General features: G+C 42.4%; 9 protein-coding genes. 4 read left to right on the top strand and 5 right to left on the bottom strand.

What is annotated here, in order from left to right; genetic code table 11:
- Positions 1-284: 284 nt before the first annotated feature.
- Positions 285-2,948 carry a beta-N-acetylhexosaminidase gene (locus tag Q7657_RS13725; protein ID WP_107164943.1) on the bottom strand — a complete coding sequence of 888 codons (2,664 nt, stop codon included), beginning with the start codon at positions 2,946-2,948 and terminating at the stop codon, positions 285-287.
- Between the two features lie 173 nt (positions 2,949-3,121).
- Positions 3,122-4,612: an N-acetylglucosamine-specific PTS transporter subunit IIBC gene (nagE, locus tag Q7657_RS13720; protein WP_053988469.1), complete on the bottom strand. Its 1,491-nt coding sequence runs from the start codon at positions 4,610-4,612 to the stop codon at positions 3,122-3,124.
- Between the two features lie 257 nt (positions 4,613-4,869).
- Between nagE and nagB the strand changes: the two genes are divergently transcribed.
- The 4 genes from nagB to asnB all read left to right on the top strand — a co-directional run bounded on the left by nagB (position 4,870) and on the right by asnB (position 11,016).
- A complete protein-coding gene (gene nagB / locus Q7657_RS13715) occupies positions 4,870-5,670 on the top strand; it encodes a glucosamine-6-phosphate deaminase (RefSeq protein WP_053988470.1) in 801 nt (266 codons plus the stop codon).
- 432 nt (positions 5,671-6,102) lie between these two features.
- On the top strand, positions 6,103-7,317 hold the full coding sequence (gene nagC, locus Q7657_RS13710; protein WP_107164942.1) for a DNA-binding transcriptional regulator NagC: 1,215 nt from the start codon (positions 6,103-6,105) through the stop codon (positions 7,315-7,317).
- Positions 7,318-7,432: 115 nt separating this feature from the next.
- Entirely contained in the window at positions 7,433-9,025 is a 1,593-nt protein-coding gene (locus Q7657_RS13705) for a cation:proton antiporter domain-containing protein (RefSeq protein WP_107164941.1), read from the top strand.
- 320 nt (positions 9,026-9,345) lie between these two features.
- The gene (gene asnB, locus Q7657_RS13700; protein WP_107164940.1) at positions 9,346-11,016 is read left to right on the top strand and encodes an asparagine synthase B; all 1,671 of its coding nucleotides are present in this window, start codon (positions 9,346-9,348) and stop codon (positions 11,014-11,016) included.
- 67 nt (positions 11,017-11,083) lie between these two features.
- Here the strand turns inward: asnB and Q7657_RS13695 are convergent, their stop codons facing one another.
- The 3 genes from Q7657_RS13695 to adk all read right to left on the bottom strand — a co-directional run bounded on the left by Q7657_RS13695 (position 11,084) and on the right by adk (position 14,418).
- Entirely contained in the window at positions 11,084-12,388 is a 1,305-nt protein-coding gene (locus Q7657_RS13695) for an inosine/guanosine kinase (protein ID WP_107164939.1), read from the bottom strand.
- A gap of 150 nt (positions 12,389-12,538) precedes the next feature.
- The gene (gene hemH, locus Q7657_RS13690) at positions 12,539-13,513 is read right to left on the bottom strand and encodes a ferrochelatase (protein WP_107164938.1); all 975 of its coding nucleotides are present in this window, start codon (positions 13,511-13,513) and stop codon (positions 12,539-12,541) included.
- 260 nt (positions 13,514-13,773) lie between these two features.
- Positions 13,774-14,418, bottom strand: a complete 645-nt coding sequence (adk, locus tag Q7657_RS13685; RefSeq protein ID WP_008986522.1) for an adenylate kinase — start codon at positions 14,416-14,418, stop codon at positions 13,774-13,776.
- Between the last annotated feature and the right edge of the window lie 94 nt (positions 14,419-14,512).

Raw genomic sequence — 14,512 nt, 5'->3', positions numbered from 1 at the left:
AATTACACCTCGTGTGCTTACAGGATTGAGAACTGTATATGATCCATAAATATGGTTCATGACTCAACAAATAGTATGCATTGTTTGTCGATATGGATAAAAAAACTCCGCTATGACAGAGTTTATATGCCGACACTATACATCAATGCACTAATTTAGCGCATTAAAAACATGTCCATTAATAAGATAGCCATGATTTTGGTCGAACTTAATGAAAAAAGCCGGTGAGGTTCTCCCCCACCGGCTTATATTTAAAGGCTTACAGTGTAATTACATACTATTAATTATAGTGATGTTACACGGCTGAAACGTTTACCATCTGCGCTTACTGCACGGATTTCAACTTTACCAGATACACTTGGTTGTGCTTTTGGATTGTAAGTGTTCCACGTTTTACCAGCATCTGTAGAGTATTGTAGCGCTAGGCCAGGCATACTTACGTTCATTGCCAGTTTGCCGTTTTCAATTTTCGCACCAGGTACTGGTACACGGTATTGAACGCCAGCAGCATCCAGTTTAGCTAGTTCACGTTGACCAAGTACGTTTGCGAAACGCTCCCACTCATTGTGAAGGGCTTTCTTATTCACTAGATCTGATTTTTGTGAATACTCAACGCCTGCTTTATACTCATTCTCCCACTCACCTTTGTGCCATGCACGCTCAGCAGCAGCTAGGACGCGAGGGAATACCATGTATTCGTATTGCTCGTCGTTACCTACTGTTTCACTCCAAAGCTGCGCAGATAGACCGTGGAAGCCTTTAGAGTCAACGGTACCCTTACTTGTGAAGCCGTTACCATCACGATCGAGTGATGTTTCAGCATTCTGAGGTAAGTTTTCAGGTGCGAAACCAAACATCTTACGAGTATCTGTTGCACGTGTAGCCCAGTAGTAACCACGCTCTGATGGGTCTACTTCGTATGGCATGTCCATGTATACGTAATCTGGGTTTGAAACAACAACATCATAGCCCTTGTTAGCCCACTCGTATGCTGATGCACCGCCGCCCCAGTATAGAACGTCCCAGAAGTTTACACGTACATTATCCGTCTCAAACGCTTTCGCATCTTTCGAGTACTTCAAGCCGTCTTGCCATGCTTGGAAGTTTTCAATGCCTTTACCGTTTACGATTTCACTTACACGCTCAGCAAAGTAGCTTGGTAGGTGGTCGAAATCACTTACCTTACCTTCTGCGATCACTTTCTGACACATTGGTGATTTCGCATATGGTTTATCTTGCTTAGATTGGTCGATAGAACCCGTCCACGCTGTTTGCTCTGCTGCGTTGATGTCTTGGAAGCCAGCATTTAGCTTAATGTTCTTCGCTTCATCACCACCGAAGTGCCATGTGTTTAGCGGCATACCCGCTTCTTTGTGCATCGCTTGGATTTCAGAAATTACTTTATCAACGAACTTAACTGAAGAATCCATACATGGGTTGATGAAGCTACGCTTATCGTAGAACTGAACGGTTGTTACGTTTGATGTATCTTGTGGATCCATCAAGCGGTACTCGTTCGCTTCTTCCATCTTACCTTCAGCAGCAAGACGCTTGTAACGCGCTTCCATTGCTACCACCGCTGCACGTGCGTGAGCTGGCATATCAATTTCAGGGATCACTTCAATACCACGTGCTTTCGCATATTTTAAGATATCTAGGTAATCTTGCTTGCTGTAGAAACCTGAACCAAAGTTATCAGACGTTGGGCCTGAACCTAGTTGAGGAAGTAGACAGCTTGTTTCTGATAGATCGTGACAACGCTTACCACCGATTTCTGTTAATTCTGGAAGACCCGGAATTTCGATACGCCAACCTTCATCATCAGATAGGTGGAAGTGGAATTTGTTCATCTTGTACGCTGCCATTTGATCTAGCGTACGTAGGATCGCTTCTTTTGAGTGGAAGTTACGACCCACATCGACCATCACACCACGGTAATCAAAACGAGGTGCATCCAATACGTTTAATGTTGGGATGCTGTTCTCTGCACCAGTCGACATCAGTGAGATCAGAGACTGCATACCGTAGAACGCACCTTGGTTATCAAAACCCGTAACCGTTGCGCCTTTCTTCGTTACATCTAGCTTGTAAGCACCAACAACTTGCTGATCTTTCTTAAATGCACCCGGTAGGATCGTCACTTTCACTGGGTATTCACCCTGTGCGTTTACACCAAGTTGTGCTAAACGCGCATCAACGGCTGCCATCATGTCTGCTGGAAGCGTTAGGTTGTCGATCTTAATACCGTTCGCTAGAGAAACCGTGTCACCTGTTAGTTTCGTGCTTAGTGGTGTTGGTAGAATCGTACCAGCCACTTCTTCAGATGCGATTAGGTTAACGTCGCTGTTTTTCTCAAAACGTGTTTCTGCGGTAGCTAATACGTTGTTATCTGCTTTAACACGCTTGAATTGATCCCCTTTTAATGGTGTTAGGTAATCAGCTGGGTTTGCAGTGTCTGTGCTAACGATAGTTTTTGGCTCTGCGTTGCCTGCTGTTACGTAGGCACGTGGCATGTAATCGTTTTCAAATAGTGTCCAATATTCACCGATGTAAGGGATAACAACCTTCTCACCTTCAGCAAAGCCGTCGAACTTATCCGTTGGTTCGATAGTGTGAAGATCGCCTGTTACGTGTGTGATTTTAAATTGATCGTTTTGAACTTCTAAAATCTGACGGATGCTGCTGAAATAAATTTTCCAGTCTTTGCTTGTTACCGCTGGACCATTATTTTCCAGCGTTAAATTAATTAGATCACACGACGCCCATTCAGCGCCAAGTGTTTTACATTGTAAGCCTTCTTCAGCACCGTGCTGAATGGCAACTTCGTAGTTAACGTCTAGGTTTGACGCTAGGTTATTAACAACAGTTTGATCATTATTTCCTTGAGTTGCACAACCAGTCACCGCTAGTGCAATAAAAGATGCTAACGCCGTAAGTTTAATAGTCATGATATATTCCTTTCTCCCGATATCTCTTCTAAAAAAGTGAAGAGAAAATCAATACGAGCCCAAACGTTGGGTACTCAAAATGCCGGCCTTATATTTTCAGTGGTGAAAATAATAAGGCCGGTTAAATTATAAAGGTATTACTGTGTTACTTAATTACTTGAGGATTCAGGTAATTATGGAAGTTTTACAGAAGATAGGTCTTCTGATGCTGGGATTTTCTTCATTTCGCCAGCAACGATCTCTGCTAGAGGGCCTAGGATAACCTGAAGGTTATTTGAACCTAGTTTAACCACACCCATTGCACCTAGCGCTTTCAACGTTTTTTCGTTAGCAAGACTGCTGTCTTTTAGCGTTAAACGTAGACGCGTGATACATGCATCGATGTTTTCTAAGTTACCGTGACCACCTAGTGCTTTTAGGTACTGCTTAGCTAGTTCGTTAGTTTCTGCTGAACCTGCTGCTGCAGATACTTCATCTTCGTCGTCTTCACGGCCAGGCGTTTTAAGGTTGAACTTAACAATCGCGAAGCGGAATACGAAGTAGTAGATGAAGAAGAATGCAATACCTTGAACAATCAGCATGTACCACTGAACAGCTAGTGGGTTGCGTGATGACAAGAACATATCAACTAGGCCTGCAGAGAAACCGAAACCTGCAATCCACTGCATAGATGCTGCGATGTATACAGATAGACCTGCTAGTGCTGCGTGAATCACGTACAGTACTGGTGCTAGGAACATGAATGCGAATTCTAGCGGCTCAGTAACACCTGTGAAGAATGATGCGAAACCAGCAGCTAGTAGTAGAGATGCTACGCGCTCTTTGTTCTTAGCTTTAGCTGTGTGGTACATCGCAAGTGCTGCACCTGGTAGACCAAACATCATGATTGGGAAGAAACCAGCTTGGTACATACCAGTGATACCTGGAGTTGCAGTACCTTCAGCAATAGATTTCGCGCCGCCTAGGAAGTTAGGAATATCGTTAATACCTGCAACGTCAAACCAGAATACTGAGTTTAGTGCGTGGTGTAGACCCACAGGAATTAGTAGACGGTTGAAGAATGCGTAGATACCCGCACCTACAGAACCCATACCTTGGATGCTTTCACCAAAGTGTACTAGACCGCCGTAGATTGATGGCCAAATGAACATCAAGATACCAGCAATAACAATACCAGCAACAGATGTTAGAATTGGTACCAAACGCTTACCACTAAAGAACGCTAGTGCTTTATGTAGTTCTACGCTAGAGAAACGGTTGTACAACTCAGCTGATACGATACCTACTAGGATACCTACGAATTGGTTATTGATCTTACCAAATGCAGCAGGAACTGCGCTTGGGTCAATACCTTGGATTTGCGCTACAGCACCTGGTGCTAGAAGCGTTGTCACCACAAGGAAACCAACGAAACCTGATAGTGCTGCTGCACCATCTTTGTCTTTAGACATACCGTATGCAACACCTACTGCAAACAGTACAGACATGTTATCAATAATTGCGGCGCCTGCTTTGATTAAGAACGCAGCCAGTGCAGAGTTTGCACCCCAGCCGTTCGGGTCAATCCAGTAACCGATACCCATTAAGATTGCCGCTGCAGGAAGTACTGCAACCGGCACCATTAATGCCTTACCTACTTTTTGAAAATATCCAAGAATATTCACCCTTAGTTCCCCCTATGGTTTTCTTAGATGCGATTTGAATAACTGTTTTATGGCTATCCGTTTAAGTTAATCGCAGTTTAAGAAATTAATTTCGCCCCGCAAATTAAAAGCTCATCATTTGTGATCTCAATCACCGACGGAGGTTAGAACTGAGTGATTTTGCTAGCTCGATCATAAAACTTATTTTATCATTCGAAACAAAGGCGCTATGTCGCTAAGATTTTTCCTGTTTTAACTTTCTTCAACGAGGTATCAACGTGAGACTAATCCCGCTTAATAACGCTAAAGATGTTGGTTTATGGTCAGCTCGCTACATTGCAGATCGCATCAATAAATTTGCACCTACAGCAGAACGTCCATTTGTTCTTGGTCTGCCAACAGGTGGTACACCACTTGCGACTTACAAGCGTCTTATTGAGCTATACCAAGCTGGCGAAGTAAGCTTCAAGCATGTTGTTACTTTCAACATGGATGAGTACGTAGGCATGCCTGCAGATCACCCAGAATCATACCGTAACTTCATGTACAACAACTTCTTTAACCACGTTGACATTCAAGAAGAGAACATCAACCTTCTTGATGGTAATGCTGAAGATCACGTTGCTGAGTGTCAACGTTACGAAGATAAGATCAAATCTTACGGTAAAATCAACCTATTCATGGGTGGCGTAGGTAACGACGGTCACATCGCATTTAACGAGCCAGCATCTTCTCTTGCTTCTCGTACACGTATCAAGACGCTAACTCACGAAACGCGTATTGCTAACTCTCGTTTCTTCGATGGCGATATCAACCAAGTACCTAAGTACTCGCTAACTATCGGTGTTGGTACACTACTTGATTCTGAAGAAGTAATGATCCTAATCACTGGTCATAACAAAGCACAAGCGCTAGAAGCAGCTGTTGAAGGTAGTGTAAACCACCTATGGACTGTATCTGCACTACAGCTTCACCCTAAATCAATGATTGTGTGTGATGAGCCAGCAACACAAGAGCTTAAAGTGAAGACAGTTAAGTACTTCCAAGAGCTAGAAGCTGAGAACATCAACCACCTTTAATCATTCATTAAAGTGGTAAGATTACGCCGTCAATATTGACGGCGTTTTTATTTCTATCTAAAAAAACCTATTTTGATGACCATTACCTTCACTCTTTTATAAACTGCACTCAAAACTACTGACAATCCTAACATTTATAAGACCAATCGCTACTAACACTATAATCCCTTAGTTTTAGTGACCAATGCCACAGCTCAAGCAGGCGTAATCCTCGATAACTTTCTTTTTGCAACAACACAGGTATATTACCTTGAAGGCAATTGTGTACATAAAAATACACACAAAGCCCATCAACACTAATAACGATGAATAGAGACAGTGTTGATAGCTAGGGAACGTATTGAATGCAGTGAACATTAGGTAATAACGAACCTCATGTTTACTACCTCATTCAAACGACATTATTAACAGTGAAAATGAGCAGAACTAATTATGACAGGCGGACAAATTGGTAATGTTGATCTTGTAAAACAGCTCAATAGTGCAGCTGTATATCGATTGATCGACTTACAAGGCCCTATTTCACGTATTCAAGTCGCAGATGTTAGTCAGCTTGCACCTGCGAGTGTTACGAAAATCACCCGCCAGTTACTTGAACGTGGACTGATCAAAGAAGTCGCACAACAAGCATCAACCGGTGGACGACGAGCAATATCTCTGACGACGGAATCAGCGGCATTTCACTCTATTGCTGTACGTATTGGTCGGAATTATATAGAAATCACCCTTTATGATTTAAGTGGTACCCATATCACAGGTACTGCTCACCCATTCTCTTATTCTGATCAACAAGCTTTAACTGATGGATTAATTGAACATATCCAAAACTTTATCAGCAATAACCAAAATGTAATGAAAGAATTAGTTGCGTTTGGTATTGCGCTGCCAGGTTTGGTTAACCCTGAGCATGGTATTGTTGAATATATGCCACACATTGAAGTTCATGACTTCGCATTGGCAGACATCATTAATAAGCAGTTTGGTGTGATTTGTTTTGTCGGTAATGACATACGTGGTCTAGCATTGGCTGAGCACTACTTTGGCGCAAGTCGTGATTGTAAAGATTCAATCTTAGTCAGTGTTCACCACGGTACAGGGGCTGGGATCATCGTTAATGGTCAAGTATTCCTTGGCTACAATCGTAACGTTGGTGAAATTGGTCATATCCAGATTGATCCACTCGGTGATAAGTGCCAGTGCGGTAACTTTGGTTGTTTAGAAACTGTCGCTGCCGATCCTGCAGTGATCAAGCACGTACAGCACCTGCTTGATCAAGGTTACCCTAGCTCATTACAAGAGTTAGAAGATCTCACCATGCCTGCTATTTGTGATGCAGCAAATAAAGGTGATGAACTTGCAGTTCAAGCACTGATCAAAGTGGGTAATCAGCTAGGTAAAGCCTTAGCAATGACAATTAACTTGTTTAATCCACAGAAAATCATTCTGGCGGGCAATATTACACAAGCGCAAGATATTGTTTTCCCTGCGATCCGTCGTTGTGTTGAAACACAGTCATTATCTAAGTTTAACCAAGGGCTCCCAATTGTGGCATCTGAGCTGTATAACCAGCCAACCATTGGTGCATTCTCAATGATCAAACGTGCAATGCTTAACGGTGTGTTATTACAGCGCTTATTGGAAGACTAAACACCACAAAAACATTTGCTAAAACATAAAGGGGTGTATTGTGAAATACACCCCTTTATAATATTTGCAAAACACTATTGTCATTACACTATCTTGCAAGGATGTTGTCCAAGATATGGAATTTATCTACATAATTACCGCTTTTATCATTGGTTTTATTGCACTTCGTTGCAAACTTCCACCACTTGTTGGTTTTCTTGTTGCTGGTTTCAGCCTTAATAGTTTTGGATATACCTCGACACCTGCTTTAGAAAGCATGGCAGATCTCGGTGTAACCCTCCTTCTGTTTACCATCGGCCTTAAGTTAGATGTTAAGTCACTGCTTAAAAAAGAAGTCTGGGGCGGTGCAACCTTACATAACCTGCTTTCCACCTCTTTATTTACCCTTTGCTTATTAGTATTAAAGCAACTTGGCTTGACCATGTTTAGTGATATGGACTTTAGCCAACTGGTTCTTATTGGTTTTGCGCTGTCTTTTTCTAGTACAGTTTTTGCTATCAAGCTATTACAAGAAAAAGGCGAGTTAAACGCTAAATACGGTACTGTTTCTATCGGTATTCTGGTTATGCAGGATATCTTTGCCGTTATCTTCCTTACGATTTCTAGCGGTAAGATGCCAGAAATCTATGCCCTTGGTTTATTCGCTTTACCACTACTAAGACCTTTACTATACAAAATCTTAGATAAAGCCGGTCACGGTGAAATTTTAGTGCTTTACGCTATTACCCTTGCGTTAGTACTGGGCGCAGGTTTGTTTAAGCTAGTCGGTATGAAACCCGATTTGGGCGCACTGGTCGTCGGTATGCTGATGGCAGGACACCCAAAATCATCTGAAATGGCAAAATCGCTATTTAACTTTAAAGAGCTACTACTGGTTTGTTTTTTCTTAAACATTGGCCTTTCAGAAACCCCGACCATTAACGGTCTATTAATGGCATTTGTCTTATTACTGTTGTTACCACTAAAAGGCATCTTGTATTACGGCGTTTTCCACTTATGTCGCTACCGCGTACGTACTTCTATGCTCGCTACCCTTACTCTATTTAACTACAGTGAGTTTGGTTTAATTGTCGGTGGTGTCGCTTACAAAATGGGACTATTACCAGGCACTTTCTTAGTTGCGATTGCCATCGCAGTTTCCTTCTCCTTTTTGCTAGCCGCACCACTGAACAGCATGAGCCACAAGCTCTATACTGAAGCATCAAAATGGCTAAAAGAATTTGAACCAGAAAAGTTAAATGCCGGCGATAAATTGATCGATCTTGGTCAATCCAAAGTGCTTATTCTTGGTATGGGACGTATTGGTACAGGTGCTTACGATGAATTGCAAGCTCGCTACGGCAAACAAATCATAGGTGTTGAAACTCGCGAAGAATCAGCAGAGCAACAACGCAAAGAAGGCCGTAACGTTATTCAAGGCGATGCCACTGACCCTGATTTCTGGGCGCGTGTGATCAGTAAAAAACGGATTAAACTTATTTTACTGGCAATGCCACATAGCCAAGCTAACGTCTATGCACTAGAGCAAATAAAAGCACGTGACTTCAAAGGTAAGATTGCAGCGATTGCTCAGTATAACGACGATGAAGAATTGTTGTATGAACAAGGTATTGATGCGGCATTTAATATTTATAGCGAGGCCGGTAGTGGTTTTGCTCGTAATGTGTGCGATCACTTAAAGCCTGACATCACGCCACTACAACCTTAACCTCATTAGCACCCACTTATTTCGCAACTAAAAATAAACAGTGACCACCATTACTGTTTATTTTTTTTAAATAAAAAGCTAGTCAAAGTAGAAAATATTCAGTTAAAAATGCTTTAGCTGAATATTATTCACCTTATACGTTTTAATTTAATGGATTGAAGATTTTTTATTGCAATTATCCTCAGAATACGCAATTTTAACAATCAAAGAGAAACGCACAAATTAAAAAAGTTTTGTTTTCATTATTCCTACTTTTTAATTACAACTCGCGTTTCCACATTTATGGATATAAAAAGATATAACGTTGGAGTGATTTTACTATGTGTTCAGTATTTGGGATCCTAGACATTAAGAGCGATGCAGCGGCATTGCGCCCTATCGCATTAGAGATGTCGAAAAAACTTCGTCATCGTGGTCCTGACTGGTCAGGTATTTACTCATCAGATAATGCAATCCTTGCTCATGAGCGTCTTGCAATTGTTGGCCTAAACAGTGGTGCTCAACCGCTATATAGCCCAGATAAAAAATTAATTCTTGCGGTTAACGGTGAAATCTACAACCACAAAGAAATCCGTGCTCGCTACGAAGGCAAATACGACTTCCAAACAGATTCAGACTGTGAAGTGATCTTAGCTCTATACCAAGACATGGGCGAAGCTCTACTTGAAGAGCTAAACGGTATCTTCGCATTCGTATTGTACGATGAAGAAAAAGATACTTACCTGATCGGTCGCGACCACATTGGTATCATCCCGCTTTACCAAGGTTACGATGAGCATGGTAACTACTATGTTGCTTCTGAAATGAAAGCACTGGTACCTGTTTGTAAAACCGTCAGTGAATTCCCTCCAGGTTGTTACTACGGCAGTGCAGATGCAGAGCCACAGCGCTATTACATTCGTGATTGGAACGAGTATGCTGCGGTGCAAGGCAACACCACGAGCAAAAAAGATCTAACTGAAGCACTAGAAGCAGCCGTTAAACGCCAATTAATGACAGACGTACCTTACGGCGTACTACTATCAGGTGGATTAGATTCATCAATCACCTCAGCAGTGGCAAAACGTTTTGCTGCAATGCGTATCGAAGATGATGAGAAATCAGCAGCATGGTGGCCACAACTTCACTCATTTGCAGTTGGTCTTGAAGGTGCGCCAGATCTAAAAGCGGCACGTGAAGTAGCAGCACAAATTGGTACCGTTCACCACGAAATGACCTACACCATTCAAGAAGGTTTAGATGCGATACGTGATGTTATTTACCACATTGAAACTTACGATGTAACGACAATCCGTGCTTCTACTCCAATGTTCCTAATGGGTCGTAAGATCAAGGCAATGGGTATCAAGATGGTACTTTCTGGTGAAGGTGCAGATGAGATCTTCGGTGGTTACTTATACTTCCACAAAGCACCAAACGCGAAAGAGTTCCACGAAGAAACAGTACGTAAGTTACTTGCACTTAACATGTTTGACTGTGCACGTGCGAACAAATCACTGGCGGCCTGGGGTGTTGAAGGTCGTGTGCCATTCCTAGATAAAGAATTTATCGATGTAGCAATGCGTCTAAACCCAGAAGATAAGATGTGTGGTAACGGCAAGATGGAAAAACACATCCTACGTGAGTGTTTTGAACACTACCTACCAGAATCTATCGCATGGCGTCAAAAAGAGCAGTTCTCTGATGGTGTAGGTTACAGCTGGATCGATACCCTAAAAGAAGTTGCAGAAGAAAAAGTAACAGATCAACAACTTGAAACAGCGGCTTACCGCTTCCCTTACAACACACCAACAACCAAAGAAGCTTACGCATACCGTGAGATCTTTGAAGAGTTGTTCCCACTAGAAAGTGCAGCGAAATGTGTTCCTGGTGGCCCTTCAATCGCTTGTTCAAGTGCAAAAGCCATTGAATGGGATGAGAGCTTTAAGAACGCAGCAGATCCATCGGGTCGTGCAGTAGCAGCAGTTCACAACGAAGCTTACAAAAAATAATCTTGCGCTAAATTGCAGATAATAAAAAACCGCCAGCATCGGCGGTTTTTTTATATTCATAAGAAACTTAACGTTCCCAGTATGCTTCTTCCAAGCTATCTTCACGCTCAGGTAGGCCACGAGATAAACGTGGTGAGTATTGAGCCAATACTTCATAGCTCACGCGGTTTGAATATAAACAAACCTGAGAGAACGATGAGTAAGTTAGGAAAGAATATTGGTGCTTACTTGAATTTGGCACGTTTTCTTTGTGGTAACGGTTTGCAGACATATCGTGCAGCAACGCAGATAGTGCGCCATCACCAGCACCGTTCGTATTCTTAATACGCTCAGGGCCGCCCATGTATGGTGCGATATGTGAGTACACCTTGATTGGGTTTTCACACGAATCTTTTAGCATTGGACGACTAAATTCGTAGCGGTTAAATTCTGCAATTTCACCTGGAAGTAATGGTAGGCTTGTTTCGCGCTTCGCATTTTCTTCGGTGTAACCTGCCGTATAAAGGCCAACAGGACCCGCTGTACATAGCACAAGATCAACCCACTCTAGCGCTTTATCCGCTGCTAATAATGGATCTGATTCACCTGTTAGCGCTTCACCTTCATCTTCGTTCATCGCAACAACCGTTACGTTATCGCGAAGGAAGTCACGCCACCATTGAGGATCATCTTGGATCACGAACTTAGTACCCAGAGTTAATACAACTGGCACATCATATTTCTTCGCATATTCAATTGCGCGCATTGTTGCAGCAGGCATTGGATCGCCAGGCTTACAACGAACTAAATAAGCAGTAAGAACAAGTGCAGAGGCATTTTCGAATACACACTCAGGGATGCTTTCTGGTGCTAGCTGGTTCATCTTACCTTCATTGATAGCAAACGTACGTTCACCTTCTTTTGAGATAAGAGCAAAACAGCGACCAATAGGCCCCTCAACAGGCTGTAGGTAGTTCATGTCCATACGGCTTGATGTATTACATAGGTAACGGTAAGCGTAGCTACCGATCTCAATGTCTTTACTCATCACGCCAAGAAGAACAGATTTGTCATCCGCTAGCACAGAGTAGTTGTGTAGGGTGTTACCAATCGTGCCACCAGCAAATTCGTGGGTAACAAGATTGTTTTCTTTTAATTCTTGATATAACGCTTCTGCTTTCTCGTCAGTAATAACCAGTGAATGGCCTTTACTTAACTCGTAACGTTCCAGGAATTCATCATCCACATAAGCTTCAATATCAACCAATGTTTGGTCAATACCGACAACGTGAGTGCGAGCTAAACGTTTTTCTTGTTTAGTTTGACTTAAAAGTGGATCGCGAGCATGTACAGGGAAGTAATGCTTAGATTTTCGTTGGCCTGGAAATTTCATGTCTATGCGCTATCAAGTTGTAAATTTTGCGAATTCTATCACAGAATATAGAACATAAAAGCAAAAGCTCTCATTCGTTTTGCGATATATCAGCACAAATGAGAGCGTAAACGTTATCGTCTAAGAAATTTTTCAGAAAACAAGCAACAATTACCAACCTTGAACGTGTTGTTTCACCAAGCTTTCCATCATAGCGATGTGAGCTTCATCGTCATTAAGGCATGGGATCAGATTAAATTCGACACCACCGGCTTCAATGAACACTTCCTTACACTGCTCAGCAATTTCTTCTAATGTCTCTAAGCAATCCACCGAGAAAGCCGGACACATCACATCAAGGCGTTTAACCCCTTTCTCCGCTAACGTTTTAATGGTGCCTTCAGTATAAGGCTTTAACCACTCTTCACGACCGAAAATAGACTGATAGCTCATGCTCATTTTTTCACGCGGCATCGCTAGTGCTTGCGCTAGTAATTCCGTCGTGCCGTTACAGTGTTCAGGGTATGGGTCACCATTATCAGCATAACGCTTTGGAATCCCGTGGTATGAACATAATAAGTAGTCAGGCTCGCCTTTCTCAGCCCATACCTTTTTCGCTGAATCTGCTAACGCCGAAATATAATCAGGATGATCGTAATAATGATTAATAAAGCGCAGCTCAGGAATGTAAGGCATCGACTTAAGATCTTTTGCAAGGCGATCAAATACCGCAGCAGTTGTGGTTCCTGAATATTGCGGATACAGCGGCAACACGACAACTTTATCGCAACCTTGCTGTTTTAACGCTTCTAACCCCGATTGAATACTAGGATTGCCATAAGTCATACCTAACGCCACAGGCACTTGTAATAACGCTTCTAGGGCTTGTTGCTGACGTTTTGAGTACACCATTAACGGTGAGCCCTCTTCCATCCATACCGACTGATATAACTTCGCTACTTTAGGAGAACGAACAGGCAAAATCACACCATGCAGGATTGGGCACCATAACCAGCGGGTCATATCAACAACACGCTTATCATGTAAAAATTGAGATAAAAATTGTTTTACCCCTGCTGCTGTTGGTGTATCAGGCGTACCAAGGTTTACTAACAATACACCGTATTTATTGTTGTCTTTATTCATCGGTCTTTCGCTCTTATCAATCCAAAACAACGCATTCAGATCTATAGGTAAATATATTCTGTAACCCAAGCTAAACGATCATTGGCCGCCATTGGATCACTCTTATTAAAAAAGACTCGTCCAACCAAGCCCTTATTACAAACTATGCCCAAGCCGCTTGAGTATCGTCTTAATATTAAAACCAAAAAAAACGGGCAATACCAATAGGCAGGCCCGTTTTTTCTCATTGTTATAGACTATCTATATAGCCAACAACAATATTAAGCTAATGCTTTTTCTAGCGCAGCGCTAACTTCAGCAACAGGTAGTGTACCGTCGAACTTAAGGTACTTAGTGTTACCAGCTTCTGCTTCCTTACCGTAGTACTCGATAAGTGGTGCAGTTTGCGTGTGGTATACGTTTAGACGTGCACGTACTGTTTCTTCTTTATCATCTTCACGGATAACAAGATCTTCACCTGTTACGTCATCTTTACCTTCAACCTTTGGTGGGTTGTATACCGCGTGGTAAGTACGACCTGAAGGAAGGTGAGCACGACGACCCGCCATACGCTCAACGATCACATCGTCAGCAACGTCAAACTCAATAACGTAATCAACGTTAACGCCGTTTTCTTTTAGACCATCAGCCTGAGGAATAGTGCGTGGGAAACCGTCTAGTAGGAAGCCTTTTGCACAGTCTTCTTCAGCAATACGCTCTTTAACAAGACCAAGAATGATATCGTCAGATACCAATTGACCTGCATCGATCACTGATTTCGCTTGTTTGCCTAGCTCAGTACCTGCTTTGATTGCAGCACGTAGCATGTCACCAGTTGAAATTTGAGGAATACCAAACTTTTCCATGATGAATTGAGCTTGAGTACCTTTACCTGCACCTGGAGCGCCCAGAAGGATGATGCGCATTGTGATCCCCTTTAATAGAGTGGAATTTTGCAAAAAAGTGAAAATACACTGATTAAGACAGACTCGCAAGCCTAGTACAATCACTGGGCTGCGT

The sequence above is a fragment of the Candidatus Photobacterium acropomis genome, from assembly GCF_030685555.1.
Taxonomy (GTDB): Bacteria; Pseudomonadota; Gammaproteobacteria; order Enterobacterales; family Vibrionaceae; genus Photobacterium; species Photobacterium lucens.
Note: the sequence above shows the minus strand (reverse complement) of the source record. Positions and strands in the feature narration are given on the sequence as shown.